Genomic DNA, 13,418 nt, shown 5'->3' on the forward strand with positions numbered 1-13,418 from the left:
ATAAGCTGCGTAGGCCTGATAAGCGAAGCGCCATCAGGCTTTTTCCAGCAAAACGTAAATCAAGCGTTCTCTTTCAGCCAGTTCAGTACCACGTCGTGGTGATTGCTGGTTTTGAAATCATCAAACACATGTTCAATTTTGCCTTCGGCATCAATAAGGAAGCTGATGCGGTGGATGCCATCGTAGGTCTTACCCATAAATGACTTTTCACCCCAGACGCCAAATTGCTCGCAAACCTGATGATCTTCATCAGACAGGAGCGTGAAGTTAAGCACTTCTTTCTCCGCAAATCGGGAAAGCTTCTCTGGTTTATCGGTGCTTATCCCCAGCACTTCAACACCGGCTTTTTTTAACTGATCCATGTTATCGCGCAAGCCACAGGCCTGTACGGTACAGCCGGGCGTCATGGCTTTCGGGTAGAAATAAACCAGAACACGCTGTCCCTGGAAGTCGGTTAAATTTACTTGTTCTCCGTCTTGATCCGGCAAGCTAAATTTCGGTGCGATATCACCGGCTTTCAGTGGGTTCATTACTTAACTCCATCCTGTTCATCATGCTGTGAGTAATTGACGACGTTAATACTGCCTTGCGCATTGAGTTCTGTACAGAGTGCTTTAAACGCATCCTCAATATTTGCCGAATCATGTGACGCAGGACTATGTGCGGTAATTTGAATAAACAACTGTGCAGTCTTGCCGTTTTCAGCCGGCTGTGTGCGCGAAACCAGTTCCGCAATATTCATTTGATGGCTGTCAAAAAGGGCGGTAAAGCGCTCAATCAAATGAGGCGAGTCGGGGACATCGACCTGTACCCATACCGTGGCGGGCATCGCCGGACGGGGACGCGCGGTCGTACGCTTCATCACAATCAATAAATCCAGCTCTGCGCCTTTCAACGGCAAGGTTGATTCAATCAGGGTGATGGCATTCCAGGTTCCGGATAACAGCATGATAAACGTAAACTCGTCACCCAGCATGGCCAGTCGGCTGTCTTCGATATTACAGCCACAACTGCTGACATGACGGGTGATAGTGTTCACAATTCCCGGGCGATCAGCACCCAGCGCAGTAATGACCAGATAGTGTTGCGATGGCGATGTCAAACCTGTTCTTCCTTTGAGCGGTGAGGTAATCATAAGGAAAGCATAAAAAAAACATGCATACAACAATCAGAAGGGCTATGGTCGCTTGCTTTTATTGTCGTACCAAACGTACCATTGAGACACTTGTTTGCACAGAGGATGGCCCATGTTCACGGGAAGTATTGTCGCGCTTATTACGCCGATGGATGAGAAAGGTAAAGTCTGCCGGTCGAGCCTGAAAAAACTGATTGATTATCATGTCGCCAGCGGCACCTCGGCGATCGTTTCGGTTGGCACCACCGGTGAGTCCGCTACCCTGAGTCATGATGAACATGGCGATGTGGTAATGATGACGCTGGAGCTGGCCGATGGGCGTATTCCGGTTATTGCCGGAACGGGCGCCAATGCGACCGCAGAAGGCATTAGTCTGACGCAGCGTTTTAACGACAGCGGTGTTGTCGGCTGCCTGACGGTGACGCCTTACTACAACCGCCCAACTCAGGAAGGTTTGTTCCAGCATTTCAAAGCCATCGCGGAACATACTGACCTGCCGCAAATTCTGTATAATGTGCCGTCCCGTACTGGCTGCGATATGCTGCCGGAAACCGTGGGTCGCCTGGCGAAGGTAAAAAATATTGTCGCTATCAAAGAGGCCACAGGGAACTTAAGTCGTGTTCACCAGATCAAAGAGCTGGTTTCAGACGATTTTATTCTGCTTAGCGGTGATGATGCGACCGGACTGGACTTCATGCAGCTTGGTGGTCATGGCGTGATTTCCGTAACGGCTAACGTTGCGGCACGCGATATGGCCGAAATGTGCAAACTGGCGGCAGAAGGGCATTTTGCCGAGGCGCGGGTGATCAACCAACGTCTGATGCCGTTACACAACAAACTATTTGTCGAACCCAATCCTATCCCAGTGAAATGGGCATGTAAGGAGTTGGGACTTGTGGCGACCGATACGCTACGTTTGCCGATGACGCCAATCACGGACAATGCTCGTGATATCGTCAAAGCGGCGCTTAAGCATGCCGGTTTGCTGTAAAGTTTAGGGAGATTTGATGGCTTACTCAGTACAAAAGTCGCGCCTGGCCAAGGTTGCGGGTGTTTCGCTTGTTATGTTGCTCGCGGCCTGTAGTTCTGACTCGCGCTATAAGCGCCAGGTGAGCGGTGATGAATCCTATCTGGAGGCCGCACCGCTTGCTGAGCTTCACGCGCCAGCTGGGATGATTCTGCCGGTTATGACCGGCGACTATAACATCCCGGTAACCAACGGCAGCGGTGCCGTGGGTAAAGCGCTGGATATTCGCCCACCGGCTCAGCCGTTAGCATTAGTTACTGGCGCCCGTACTCAGATCGCGGGCGATACAGCGACATTGCTGGTGGAAAATGGTCGTGGCAACACGCTGTGGCCGCAGGTCGTGAGCGTTGTTCAGTCTAAAAACTACACCATCGCCAAACGTGATGATGCCAGCCAGACGCTGACTACCGATTGGGTTGACTGGAACCGTCTGGATGAAGACGAACAGTACCGTGGGCGTTATCAAATCTCGGTTAAACCGCAGGGCTATCAGCAAGCGGTGACGGTGAAACTGATTAACCTCGAGCAGGCAGGTAAACCGGTAGCCGATGCGGCATCAATGCAGCGTTACAGCGCTGAGATGATGAACGTTATCTCTGCTGGTCTGGATAAGAACGCCACCGACGCCGCGAATGCCGCGCAGAACCGTTCTGCCGCGACTATGGACGTTCAGAGTGCTGCAGATGACACCGGTTTACCGATGCTGGTGGTACGTGGACCGTTCAACGTGGTATGGCAGCGTCTGCCGGCAGCGCTGGAAAAAGTGGGGATGAAAGTGACCGACAGCACCCGTTCTCAGGGCAGCATCGCTGTGACTTACAAACCACTGTCAGACAGTAACTGGCAGGAGCTGGGCGCGAGCGATCCGGGTCTGGTATCCGGCGACTACAAACTGCAGGTCGGTGATTTAGACAACCGCAGTAGTTTGCAGTTTATCGATCCTAAGGGGCATACCCTGACGCAAAGCCAGAACGACGCGCTGGTCGCCGTCTTCCAGGCAGCGTTCAGTAAGTAAAAATAAAGGGCTGGATAACTCCAGCCCTTTTTTTCTGATATGATACGCAAACGTGTGCGTCGGCAGAAAAACGCAATATTTATCGTTAATTCACACCCAGGAGTAATAAAGATGCAAAAGCAAGCTGAGTTGTATCGTGGTAAAGCGAAGACCGTATACAGCACGGAAAACCCGGACCTGTTGGTGCTCGAATTCCGCAATGATACGTCAGCAGGGGATGGCGCGCGCATTGAACAGTTTGACCGTAAAGGTATGGTGAATAACAAATTCAACCATTTCATTATGACCAAACTGCAAGAAGCAGGCATTCCTACCCAGATGGAGCGACTGCTATCCGATACTGAATGTCTGGTGAAAAAACTGGAGATGGTACCGGTTGAATGTGTGGTACGTAACCGCGCGGCAGGCTCACTGGTTAAGCGTTTAGGCGTTGAGGAAGGTATTGAACTGAATCCGCCGTTGTTTGATCTGTTCCTGAAAAACGATGCTATGCACGATCCAATGATTAACGATTCCTATTGCGAAACTTTTGGTTGGGTGAGCAAAGAGAATCTGGCACGTATGAAAGAGCTGACTTACAAAGCCAACGACGTGCTGAAAAAGATGTTTGATGATGCTGGTCTGATTCTGGTCGACTTCAAACTTGAGTTTGGCTTGTACAAAGGCGAAGTCGTGCTGGGCGACGAATTCTCACCGGACGGTAGCCGTCTGTGGGACAAAGAAACGCTGGATAAAATGGACAAAGATCGCTTCCGCCAGAGTCTGGGCGGCCTGATCGAAGCCTATGAAGCTGTCGCGCATCGTCTGGGTGTGAAGTTAGACTAACGCCCCCCTGAGCCGGCGATCGCTCTCCGGCTCATCAATCCCGCCGATTTTGATTACTGTTTCTTATGGTAATCCTGTTCCGAACCGCCTACGATCATCATCATAATGAATAAAAAGTTGAGGTGATTATGCGCTGGCAAGGGCGTCGTGAAAGTGACAATGTGGAAGACAGACGAAACAGCGCCGGCGGCGGCCCTTCTATGGGCGGACCGGGTTTTCGTTTGCCCAGTGGTAAAGGCGGCATCATCCTGCTGATTGTGGTGCTTGTCGCGGGCTATTATGGCGTGGATCTTACCGGATTAATGACCGGCCAACCTGTATCCCAACAGCAATCATCACACTCCATTAGCCCAAATGATGATGAAGCGGCAAAATTCACCTCGGTGATACTGGCAACGACCGAAGATACCTGGGGGCAGCAGTTTGAAAAAATGGGCCGGACCTACCAACAGCCGAAGCTGGTGATGTATCGTGGCGCGACGCGTACCGGCTGCGGTGCGGGCCAGTCCGTGATGGGGCCGTTTTATTGCCCGGCGGATGGTACGGTGTATATCGACCTCTCATTCTATGATGACATGAAAAACAAGCTGGGCGCTGATGGCGATTTTGCTCAGGGCTATGTCATCGCGCACGAAGTAGGCCACCATGTGCAAAAACTACTGGGCATTGAACCGAAAGTTCGTCAGATGCAGCAAAATGCCTCTCAGGCCGAAGTGAATCGCCTTTCCGTTCGTATGGAGCTGCAGGCAGATTGCTTTGCCGGTGTCTGGGGTCACAGTATGCAGCAGCAGGGTGTACTTGAATCTGGCGATCTGGAAGAGGCGCTAAACGCCGCTCAGGCCATTGGTGATGATCGTTTGCAACAGCAGGGGCAAGGGCGCGTTGTGCCCGATAGTTTTACTCACGGAACCTCGCAGCAACGTTACACTTGGTTTAAACGCGGCTTTGACAGTGGCGATCCGGGACAATGTAATACTTTTGGCAAAGGCATTTAAGATATTGAGGCAGGGATGTCTGACAATGCAGCACTGAGTGCGCTCACTGAACGCATGGCCAGAGAAGGAATCCGTCGTCTGCTGGTCATCAGCGGCGAAGAAAACTGGTGCCAGGCGCAAGCGTTAGCGCTACGCAAAACATTGCCCGGCGACTGGCTGTGGGTAGGGGCAACAGCCCCCGCAGAGCCAGGTTGCACACCACAGGCGCTGCAAACGTTACTGGGGCGCGAGTTTCGTCATGCGGTTTTCGACGCCGGACAGGGATTTGACGCGGCGGCGTTTGCCGCACTCAGCGGCACGCTCCGCGCCGGGAGTTGGCTGGTGTTGCTGACCCCACCCTGGCAGGCCTGGCAAACGTCTCCGGACATGGATTCCCTGCGCTGGAGCGACTGCGCCGAACCTATCCCAACACCGCACTTTGTTGAACACTTCAGGCGAGCCGTGACTCGTGAAGGGGAAACGTTGCACTGGCAACAGCATCAGGCGAAATCCTATCCGCACTTTCCTGTACGGGCAGACTGGCAGGCGGCAAACGGCGATCCCCTGCCGGAACAGGCGAAGATTTTACATCATTTGCTGGATATGCCTCCGGGTGTGGTTGCGGTGACCGCCGCGCGTGGCCGGGGTAAATCTGCGCTGGCAGGACAGTTGATTTCGCGCATGACGGGGACGGCTATTGTTACCGCTCCGGCGAAAGCGGCAACGGATGTACTGGCGCAATTTGCTGGGGAACGCTACTGCTTTATGGCGCCGGACGCGCTGTTAAGCAGTACTGCAACTGCAGACTGGCTGATCGTGGATGAAGCCGCCGCGATCCCCGCGCCGCTGCTACACCAACTGGTGGCGCGTTTTCCCCGCACGCTGTTAACCACCACCGTACAGGGCTACGAGGGGACCGGCAGAGGTTTTTTGCTAAAATTCTGCGCCCGCTTTCCGAATCTGCGACGCTATGAGTTGCAGCAGCCAGCGCGTTGGGCTCTGGGGTGCCCGCTGGAAAAAATCGTCAGTGAGGCACTGGTGTTCGACGACGAAACCTTTTCGCATCCCCCTCAGGGCAATATCCACTTCTCTGCCTTTGAGTCGACCGCCTGGCATCACAATCCGCATCTGCCTCTGGCGGTCTACCAACTGCTTTCCGGGGCGCATTACCGTACCTCACCGCTGGACCTGCGACGCATGATGGATGCACCAGGTCAGCATTTTCTGCATGCTTCGGCTGCTGGCTCGGTCGCGGGAGCCGTCTGGTTGGTCGATGAAGGGGGATTATCCGCAGAATTAAGCCAGGCCGTTTGGGCAGGATATCGCCGGCCAAGAGGCAATCTGGTTGCGCAGTCACTGGCGGCGCATGGTGGTGACCCGTTGGCGGCGACGCTCGTCGGGAGACGAGTTAGTCGAATTGCGGTTCATCCCGCTCGCCAGCGGGAAGGTATCGGGCAACAGCTGATTATGCAGGCCCATCAGTATTCCTCGCAGTGTGACTATCTTTCCGTCAGTTTTGGTTATACGGCCGAATTGTGGCGTTTTTGGCAGCGATGCGGTTTTGTCATGGTGCGAATGGGGAATCATCGTGAAGCCAGCAGCGGGTGCTATACGGCAATGGCGTTGCTTCCCATCAGTGATGCCGGGCAGCGTCTGGCTGAGCGGGAGCATCAGCGATTGCGTCGCGATGCGGCGATCCTCGCACAATGGAATGATGAGTGTATCCCGGTCGTCCCACTGAAAGAGTCTACGCTTAATGATGATGACTGGGATGAGCTGGCAGGGTTTGCCTTCGCGCATCGGCCGTTACTCACCTCACTCGGTTGCTTAAGCCGTCTTCTCCAGCACTGTGAACAGCCTCTCCCGGCGCTGCGTGGGCGTTTACAGGAAAAATGCAGTGACGCAGAACTGTGCAAGCGGCTGAAGGTCTCGGGGCGCAAAGCATTGCTGCTGGTTCAGCGTGAGGAGGCGGCACAGGCGTTAGCGCAGTTGGATACCGAACGTCAGCAACGGTTACGTAATCGCATTATGCAATGGCAATTTTTTCACTAACTTCTTCAATTTCCTGGCATGGTCATTGCGGTTAAGCGGCGTAGAATAATTCTCATCAGTTAAGGAGATCGCCATGAAACATGACCATTTTGTTGTTCAAAGTCCCGATAAACCCGCTCAACAGCTACTGTTGCTGTTTCATGGCGTCGGCGATAACCCGGTTGCCATGGGCGAAATTGGTTCCTGGTTTGCACCACTGTTTCCGGACGCGCTGATTGTCAGTATTGGTGGCGCTGAGCCTTATAGCGCTGCCGGTGGGCGTCAATGGTTTTCTGTTCAGGGTGTAACAGAAGAGAACCGTCAGGCGCGTATTGATGCCATCATGCCGGTGTTTATCGAAACCGTTCGCTATTGGCAGAAACAGAGTGGTGTGTCACCTCAGGCCACCGCGCTGATTGGCTTTTCGCAAGGGGCGATTATGTCACTCGAGAGTATTAAAGCTGAGCCAGGGCTGGCATCGCGGGTCATTGCCTTTAATGGTCGTTACGCCACCTTGCCGGAAGCCGCTACCACCGCGACCACAGTGCATTTGATTCACGGCGGTGAAGATCGGGTGATTGAGTTATCTCATGCGGTTGCTGCGCAGGAAGCGTTAATTCGTGCAGGTGGGGATGTGACTCTGGATATCGTCGAAAATCTGGGGCACGCCATTGATGAGCACAGCATGCAGTTCGCGCTTGATCATCTGCGCTTTACCGTACCGAAGCACTACTTTGATGAAGCGCTGAGCGGTGGTAAGCCTCACGATGATGATGTGGTTGAAATGATCTGATTGATAACCGTAGGCCGGATAAGGCGAAGCCGCCATCCGGCATGACAGTCAGTGATAGTGCCGGATAGCAACGTGATATGTGTTATCCGGCCTACAAATTATTTCTTCGGCTGATCCTTATTCGGCCAATCGTCGTCATCGTCCCATTTATCGTTAAAATCACGATGCGGGGGAAGTTCCGGTTTATTGGCGAGAAACTTCTTGTGGTCGACACGCTTAAGATCTTTGATCACATTCAGCAGTACCCCCACCAGAAACACCAGCACTAAAATCCACCAATATTTTGCCAGCCAGTCCATGCTCATTTCCTCTTGCAGGAACACTCATCAGGCGACGAGTTGTTCCATGATACGTTGATACATACGGGCAAGCAGCTGCAGGTCGGCGGCATTGACGCATTCATTTATTTTATGAATGGTGGCATTGACCGGCCCAAGTTCCACCACCTGTGCCCCCATGCGGGCAATAAAGCGCCCGTCGGATGTCCCGCCTGTCGTCAGTAACTGCGGTTTAATCTCATTATAGTGCTCAATGGCGTTCACCACTGCATCCACCAGTTTACCGCGTTCGGTCAGGAACGGTTGACCGGAAAGCCACCAGTCTATTGTGTAACGCAGTTGGTGCTTGTCCAACAGTTCCAATACCCGCGACTTAATCATTTCGTCGTTTAATTCGGTGCTGAAACGGAAGTTGAACTGAATAAACAGTTCGCCAGGGATGACGTTGTTGCTGCCCGTGCCCGCCTGAATATTGGCAATCTGCATGCTGGTTGCCGGGAAGAACTCATTGCCTTGATCCCACTCAATCGCCACCAGCTCATTGAGCATTGGCGCAGCCCGGTGCACCGGGTTATCGGCCAGATGTGGGTAGGCTACGTGGCCCTGCACGCCATGAATGGTCAGGTTGCAGGTCAGTGAACCACGACGTCCATTTTTCACCACGTCACCGACGATTTCGGTGCTGGACGGCTCACCGACCAGGCAATAATCCAGCCGCTCATTACGCGCCATCAGCGTTTCAACCACCTTCACGGTGCCGTTTTTAGCGCTGGCTTCTTCGTCAGAGGTTATCAAAAACGCCAGACGACCCTGATGGTCTGGATGCTGTGCGACAAAACGCTCTGCGGCCACGACCATTGCCGCCAGCGAACCTTTCATATCGGCCGCACCGCGTCCGAACAGCATGCCGTCGCGAATGGTCGGTTCAAACGGCGGATTGATCCACCGATCAACATCGCCTGCGGGCACTACGTCGGTGTGACCGGCAAATGCCAGGGTCTCACCTTTTCCGCGCCATGCCCAAAAATTCTGTGTGTCACCAAAATCCATTCGCTCAACGGTAAAACCTACCGCACGCAGGCGTTCAATCATTAACGCCTGGCACCCGGCATCATCCGGGCTCAGAGATGGACGGCGAATAAGCTGCTGTGTCAGCTCAATAACCGGGCACGACATAGATTACACCTCATTAAAAAACTGCGTATAACTGGATTCGCTGAAACCAAGCAGCATAGGCTTACCCGGCGCGCAGAGCAATGGGCGTTTGATAATTGCAGGCATTTCAATCATCAATGAGGCGGCAGCAGTGGCATTAGTGATTTGATTACGCGTTGCTTCATCCAGTTTGCGCCAGGTGGTTCCCCGCGTATTGAGCAGCGCCTCCCAGCCTAACTCGTTGATAAAGGACTGTAACAGCGTGTTGTCCAGACCGTCGACACGATAATCATGGAAGCGGTAGTCAATACCCTGCGTTTCCAGCCAGCGTCGGGCCTTTTTAATTGTATCGCAATTCTTAATGCCGTAGAGGGTGATCATGTGAATCCTTATTAACGTATTTTGAATACTTATTCTTGTATTCTCGCGTTTCTGATAATACATATTGTCATTCATTCGTTATAGAAAAATATAACATTGTTGAACAACGGTGAATAATGATTCCTGAAAGTTCCAAAATTTCACGTCGATCGGTATTTCAGAATTAACCTGTTTGCATCAGTCTGTTTTTCCATCAAAATTGTCAAAGTCGTAGATTATGTGTGAATATTTCAAAATATTGCAGTGAGTCACATAAAATTTATGGGTATAGCGCATAGTGATGACATGACCCCAAGCACTGGAGGATGTAATCACAACCATCGGTTAAATTATCTTCTTTTAATGAGGATGATTTCGTAGAATGCTCATAATAATAAGAGAGGTTGTTATGATTGAACGTGAACTGGGGAACTGGAAAGACTTTATCGAAGTGATGCTTCGTAAATAATTTTCTGGAAGAAATTCATATCCTGCAAAGGATGAAAAAGGCGACTCATCGTAAGTCGCCTTTTTTGTGCCCGATTATTCCGGGCGTGGTTTCAACGGGAAGCGTCTGCGTACCAGCACAAAGAACAGAGGCACGAAGTAAATCGCCAGGATCGTGGCTGAAATCATCCCGCCCATTACGCCAGTTCCCACCGCATGCTGACCGCCGGAGCCAGCACCGCTGCTGATTGTCATCGGCAGTACCCCGAAGATAAACGCCAGCGACGTCATCAGAATCGGACGCAAGCGCTGGCGACAGGCATGCAGTGTGGCATCGAGCAGATCGTGTCCTTTTTCGTTCATCTCATTAGCGAATTCAACAATCAATATTGCGTTCTTCGCCGATAGCCCGATAACGGTGAGTAACCCGACCTGGAAGTACACATCGTTTTCCAGACCACGCATCCAGGTCGCCAACAGCGCGCCAATGACACCCAACGGTACGACCAGCATAACGGAGAAGGGAACCGACCAGCTCTCGTATAGCGCAGCCAGACACAGGAACACGACCAACAGTGAAATAGCGTACAGGGCAGGAGCCTGAGATCCCGATAACCGTTCCTGATAAGACATCGCTGTCCATTCGAGGCCGAATCCGGTCGGCAACTGGCGCACCAGCGATTCCATGATGTCCATCGCAGTACCAGTGCTGACGCCGGGGGCGGCTTCGCCGACGATCTCGACGGCGGAGTAGCCGTTATAGCGTTCCAGACGCGGTGAACCGGTTTCCCAGCGCGATGTGGCAAAGGCCGAGAAAGGCACCATGCCGCCGCTATTGTTGCGCACGTACCACAGGTTTATATCGTCCGGGAGCATGCGGTATTTTGCCGCAGCCTGGACGTAAACCTTCTTCACGCGGCCCCTGTCCATAAAGTCGTTTACGTAACTGGAGCCCCACGCCGTTTGCAATGTGTCGTTGATGTCATCAATGGAAACGCCCAGCGCCTGAGCTTTACGCTGATCGATATCAATTTGCAGTTGCGGACTGTCATCCAGGCCGTTATGACGAACACGGGTCAGTGAAGAGTCGTTCCCGGCAAGCTCAATTAATTTGTCGCGTGCGGCCATTAACGCGTCATGGCCTGCACCGGCGTGGTCCTGCAGCTCCATATCGAAACCGGCAGAGCTTCCGAGGCCGCTAATCGCCGGAGGACTGCTGGCGAAGACGCGGGCTTCTTTAATCTTATTGAAGGCTTTGGTTGCACGCTCGATAATGGCAAAGGAGGTACCGGTAGTGGTATCTCGCTCATCCCAGTCTTTTAAGCGGACAAACATACGCGCCACGTTTTGACCGTTCCCGCCAGGGCCGGAACCGACCGTGGAGAAGACGGACATAATGTTGTCTTTTTCGTGGGTGAAGTAGTACTTCTCGACTTCCTCAACCACTTTCAACGTTTGCTGCTGCGTGGAGCCGCTCGGCAACTGTACCGAGGTGGTAAACATCCCGCGGTCTTCTAACGGCAAGAAGGACGTTGGCAGGCGCAGGAACAGGAACACCATGCCGCCAAGCAGCAGTCCGTAGATCAGTATCCAGCGCAGGCTGCGATGCAGGATCCGCGCAACGCCTTTTTCGTAACGCTCAGCGTTGCGGTTAAACATCCGATTAAACCAGCCGAAGAAGCCTGTTTGACCATGATGCTCACCTTTATGCAGCGGTTTAAGTAGCGTAGCGCACAGGGCAGGGGTCAGGATCATCGCCACCAGAACAGACAGCACCATTGCGGAGACGATAGTAATTGAGAACTGGCGGTAAATAGCCCCTGTCGTGCCACCGAAGAAGGCCATCGGGATAAACACCGCCGACAGCACCATGGCGATACCGACCAGCGCTCCCTGGATTTGCCCCATCGATTTTCGCGTCGCTTCACGCGGTGAGAGGCCTTCCTCACTCATAATACGCTCGACGTTTTCCACCACCACGATGGCATCATCGACCAGCAGGCCAATTGCCAGCACCATTGCAAACATTGTTAAGGTGTTAACGCTGTAGCCAAAACCATAAAGCACGGAGAAGGTGCCCATCAGGACGACGGGAACGGCGATGGTCGGGATAAGCGTGGCGCGGAAGTTTTGCAGGAACAGATACATCACGAGGAATACCAGCGCGATGGCTTCCAGCAGCGTTTTCACCACGTCGATAATTGAGGCTTTAACAAAGGAGGTGGTTTCATACGCGACCTTGTATTCCAGCCCGTGCGGGAAATACTGTGACAGTTCGTCAAGGCGGTTAAGCACCAGCTCTGCCGTTGCCATTTCATTGGCGCCGGAGGCCAGTTTCACCCCCAGACCGGAAGCCGGGTTGCCATTAAACCGGCTAAGGTAGTCGTACTTTTCCGCACCCATTTCAACCGTGGCGACGTCGCCCAGTTTAACTTCAGACCCGTCCTGGTTAACGCGAAGCGTAATTGCACGGAATTCATCCGGCGTTTGCAGCAGGGACTGGGCGTTGATCGTCGCATTTAGCGCCTGTTTGTCCACCGAAGGCGTACCGCCAAGCTGCCCAACCGCAATTTGCGCATTCTGTGATTCAATAGCGTCAGTCACATCTTTGGCGGTCATCTGAAAGCTGTTAAGTTTGGCCGGGTCGAGCCAGATACGCATCGAGTACTGTGAACCGTAAGCATCAATATCCCCTACACCGTTAATACGGCTAAGCGGGTCCTGAATATTACTCGCCACGTAGTCGGCGATGTCCTGCTTATCCATTGAGCCATCGGTGGAGACGAAGGCGATTGTCAGAATATTGGTGTCCCCGGTCTTACGCACCGTGACCCCCTGATCCTGTACCGCCTGCGGCAGCTTACGCATTGCCGATTGCAGCTGGTTTTGCACCTGCTGGACGGCCTCGTCAGGATCGGTTCCGGCAACGAAGCTAAGCGTCACCGTAGCCTGGCCTGTCCCGCTGCTCTGCGACGACATATACATCAGGTTATCGAGACCGGTCATGTTCTGCTCGATCACCTGGGTGACGGTGTTTTCCAGAGTCTGAGCCGATGCGCCAGGATAGTTGGCGGTGACCCGCACGTTTGGCGGTGCCAGGTCGGGATATTGCTCAACGGGCAGCGAAAAAATAGCCAGGGCTCCTGTCAGGCACAACAGGATAGCTAACACCCAGGCAAAAATGGGGCGATCGATGAAAAAATTCGCCATTAAAAGAGGACCTCGTGTTTCTGCGTATCGTTATGGGTATGGCTTGCTTCACTTTAGCGGCAAGGTACGGGTCAAACGTGGAGAAAAAAAGAAGATAATGTAAATTATCATGCCCGTTTACAGCATACCTTTCGTGCCAACGCCATCAGGCCTGGATCCAGACCCGAC

13 protein-coding genes are annotated in these 13,418 nt (G+C 53.0%); 7 read left to right on the plus strand and 6 right to left on the minus strand.

Annotated elements, in window-relative coordinates; translation table 11 throughout:
* Window positions 1–59: 59 nt before the first annotated feature.
* Together bcp and HV041_RS03340 are read right to left on the minus strand one after the other, a co-directional pair.
* Window positions 60–530 (minus strand): thioredoxin-dependent thiol peroxidase, encoded by a 471-nt coding sequence (gene bcp / locus HV041_RS03335; RefSeq protein WP_048210945.1) that lies wholly within the window; start codon window positions 528–530, stop codon window positions 60–62.
* Window positions 530–1,102: a glycine cleavage system transcriptional repressor gene (locus tag HV041_RS03340; RefSeq protein WP_197081302.1), complete on the minus strand. Its 573-nt coding sequence runs from the start codon at window positions 1,100–1,102 to the stop codon at window positions 530–532. Before HV041_RS03340 ends, bcp begins: the two co-directional genes overlap by 1 nt.
* A gap of 145 nt (window positions 1,103–1,247) precedes the next feature.
* Here HV041_RS03340 and dapA point away from each other — a divergent pair, with 145 nt between their 5' ends.
* The 6 genes from dapA to ypfH all read left to right on the plus strand — a co-directional run bounded on the left by dapA (window position 1,248) and on the right by ypfH (window position 7,800).
* Window positions 1,248–2,126 (plus strand): 4-hydroxy-tetrahydrodipicolinate synthase, encoded by an 879-nt coding sequence (gene dapA / locus HV041_RS03345; protein WP_005121885.1) that lies wholly within the window; start codon window positions 1,248–1,250, stop codon window positions 2,124–2,126.
* 16 nt (window positions 2,127–2,142) lie between these two features.
* Window positions 2,143–3,177, plus strand: a complete 1,035-nt coding sequence (gene bamC / locus HV041_RS03350) for an outer membrane protein assembly factor BamC (RefSeq protein WP_048210947.1) — start codon at window positions 2,143–2,145, stop codon at window positions 3,175–3,177.
* Between the two features lie 111 nt (window positions 3,178–3,288).
* Entirely contained in the window at window positions 3,289–4,002 is a 714-nt protein-coding gene (gene purC / locus HV041_RS03355) for a phosphoribosylaminoimidazolesuccinocarboxamide synthase (RefSeq protein ID WP_003835086.1), read from the plus strand.
* Between the two features lie 128 nt (window positions 4,003–4,130).
* Window positions 4,131–4,997 carry a neutral zinc metallopeptidase gene (locus tag HV041_RS03360; RefSeq protein ID WP_048210948.1) on the plus strand — a complete coding sequence of 289 codons (867 nt, stop codon included), beginning with the start codon at window positions 4,131–4,133 and terminating at the stop codon, window positions 4,995–4,997.
* A gap of 15 nt (window positions 4,998–5,012) precedes the next feature.
* Window positions 5,013–7,028 carry a GNAT family N-acetyltransferase gene (locus HV041_RS03365; protein ID WP_121584884.1) on the plus strand — a complete coding sequence of 672 codons (2,016 nt, stop codon included), beginning with the start codon at window positions 5,013–5,015 and terminating at the stop codon, window positions 7,026–7,028.
* A 73-nt stretch (window positions 7,029–7,101) separates the two neighbouring features.
* Complete coding sequence (ypfH, locus tag HV041_RS03370; RefSeq protein ID WP_121584883.1) at window positions 7,102–7,800, plus strand: esterase; 699 nt, start codon at window positions 7,102–7,104, stop codon at window positions 7,798–7,800.
* 98 nt (window positions 7,801–7,898) lie between these two features.
* Here the strand turns inward: ypfH and HV041_RS03375 are convergent, their stop codons facing one another.
* From HV041_RS03375 to HV041_RS03385, 3 genes are read right to left on the minus strand one after another with little or no spacing between them, the layout of a single operon-like run.
* Window positions 7,899–8,099, minus strand: coding sequence for a YpfN family protein (locus tag HV041_RS03375; RefSeq protein WP_003835080.1), 201 nt, complete (start codon window positions 8,097–8,099; stop codon window positions 7,899–7,901).
* Between the two features lie 27 nt (window positions 8,100–8,126).
* A complete protein-coding gene (gene dapE, locus HV041_RS03380) occupies window positions 8,127–9,254 on the minus strand; it encodes a succinyl-diaminopimelate desuccinylase (protein ID WP_116360853.1) in 1,128 nt (375 codons plus the stop codon).
* 3 nt (window positions 9,255–9,257) lie between these two features.
* Entirely contained in the window at window positions 9,258–9,614 is a 357-nt protein-coding gene (locus HV041_RS03385) for an ArsC family reductase (RefSeq protein ID WP_115601680.1), read from the minus strand.
* Window positions 9,615–10,002: 388 nt separating this feature from the next.
* Between HV041_RS03385 and ypfM the strand changes: the two genes are divergently transcribed.
* Window positions 10,003–10,062, plus strand: coding sequence for a protein YpfM (gene ypfM, locus HV041_RS03390; protein WP_001386977.1), 60 nt, complete (start codon window positions 10,003–10,005; stop codon window positions 10,060–10,062).
* A 74-nt stretch (window positions 10,063–10,136) separates the two neighbouring features.
* Here the strand turns inward: ypfM and acrD are convergent, their stop codons facing one another.
* On the minus strand, window positions 10,137–13,250 hold the full coding sequence (gene acrD / locus HV041_RS03395; protein ID WP_121584882.1) for a multidrug efflux RND transporter permease AcrD: 3,114 nt from the start codon (window positions 13,248–13,250) through the stop codon (window positions 10,137–10,139).
* Window positions 13,251–13,418: the final 168 nt, after the last annotated feature.

Origin of the sequence: Citrobacter sp. RHBSTW-00029, from assembly GCF_014104295.1 — a bacterium.
GTDB classification, from domain to species: domain Bacteria; phylum Pseudomonadota; class Gammaproteobacteria; order Enterobacterales; family Enterobacteriaceae; genus Citrobacter; species Citrobacter youngae.

Bases quoted from the DNA above. Each gene is read 5' to 3' on its own strand.
- bcp (WP_048210945.1), bottom strand. From the start codon at position 530: ATGAACCCACTGAAAGCCGGTGATATCGCACCGAAATTTAGCTTGCCG.
- dapA (WP_005121885.1), top strand. From the start codon at position 1,248: ATGTTCACGGGAAGTATTGTCGCGCTTATTACGCCGATGGATGAGAAA.
- bamC (WP_048210947.1), top strand. From the start codon at position 2,143: ATGGCTTACTCAGTACAAAAGTCGCGCCTGGCCAAGGTTGCGGGTGTT.
- purC (WP_003835086.1), top strand. From the start codon at position 3,289: ATGCAAAAGCAAGCTGAGTTGTATCGTGGTAAAGCGAAGACCGTATAC.
- HV041_RS03360 (WP_048210948.1), top strand. From the start codon at position 4,131: ATGCGCTGGCAAGGGCGTCGTGAAAGTGACAATGTGGAAGACAGACGA.
- HV041_RS03365 (WP_121584884.1), top strand. From the start codon at position 5,013: ATGTCTGACAATGCAGCACTGAGTGCGCTCACTGAACGCATGGCCAGA.
- ypfH (WP_121584883.1), top strand. From the start codon at position 7,102: ATGAAACATGACCATTTTGTTGTTCAAAGTCCCGATAAACCCGCTCAA.
- HV041_RS03375 (WP_003835080.1), bottom strand. From the start codon at position 8,099: ATGGACTGGCTGGCAAAATATTGGTGGATTTTAGTGCTGGTGTTTCTG.
- dapE (WP_116360853.1), bottom strand. From the start codon at position 9,254: ATGTCGTGCCCGGTTATTGAGCTGACACAGCAGCTTATTCGCCGTCCA.
- HV041_RS03385 (WP_115601680.1), bottom strand. From the start codon at position 9,614: ATGATCACCCTCTACGGCATTAAGAATTGCGATACAATTAAAAAGGCC.
- acrD (WP_121584882.1), bottom strand. From the start codon at position 13,250: ATGGCGAATTTTTTCATCGATCGCCCCATTTTTGCCTGGGTGTTAGCT.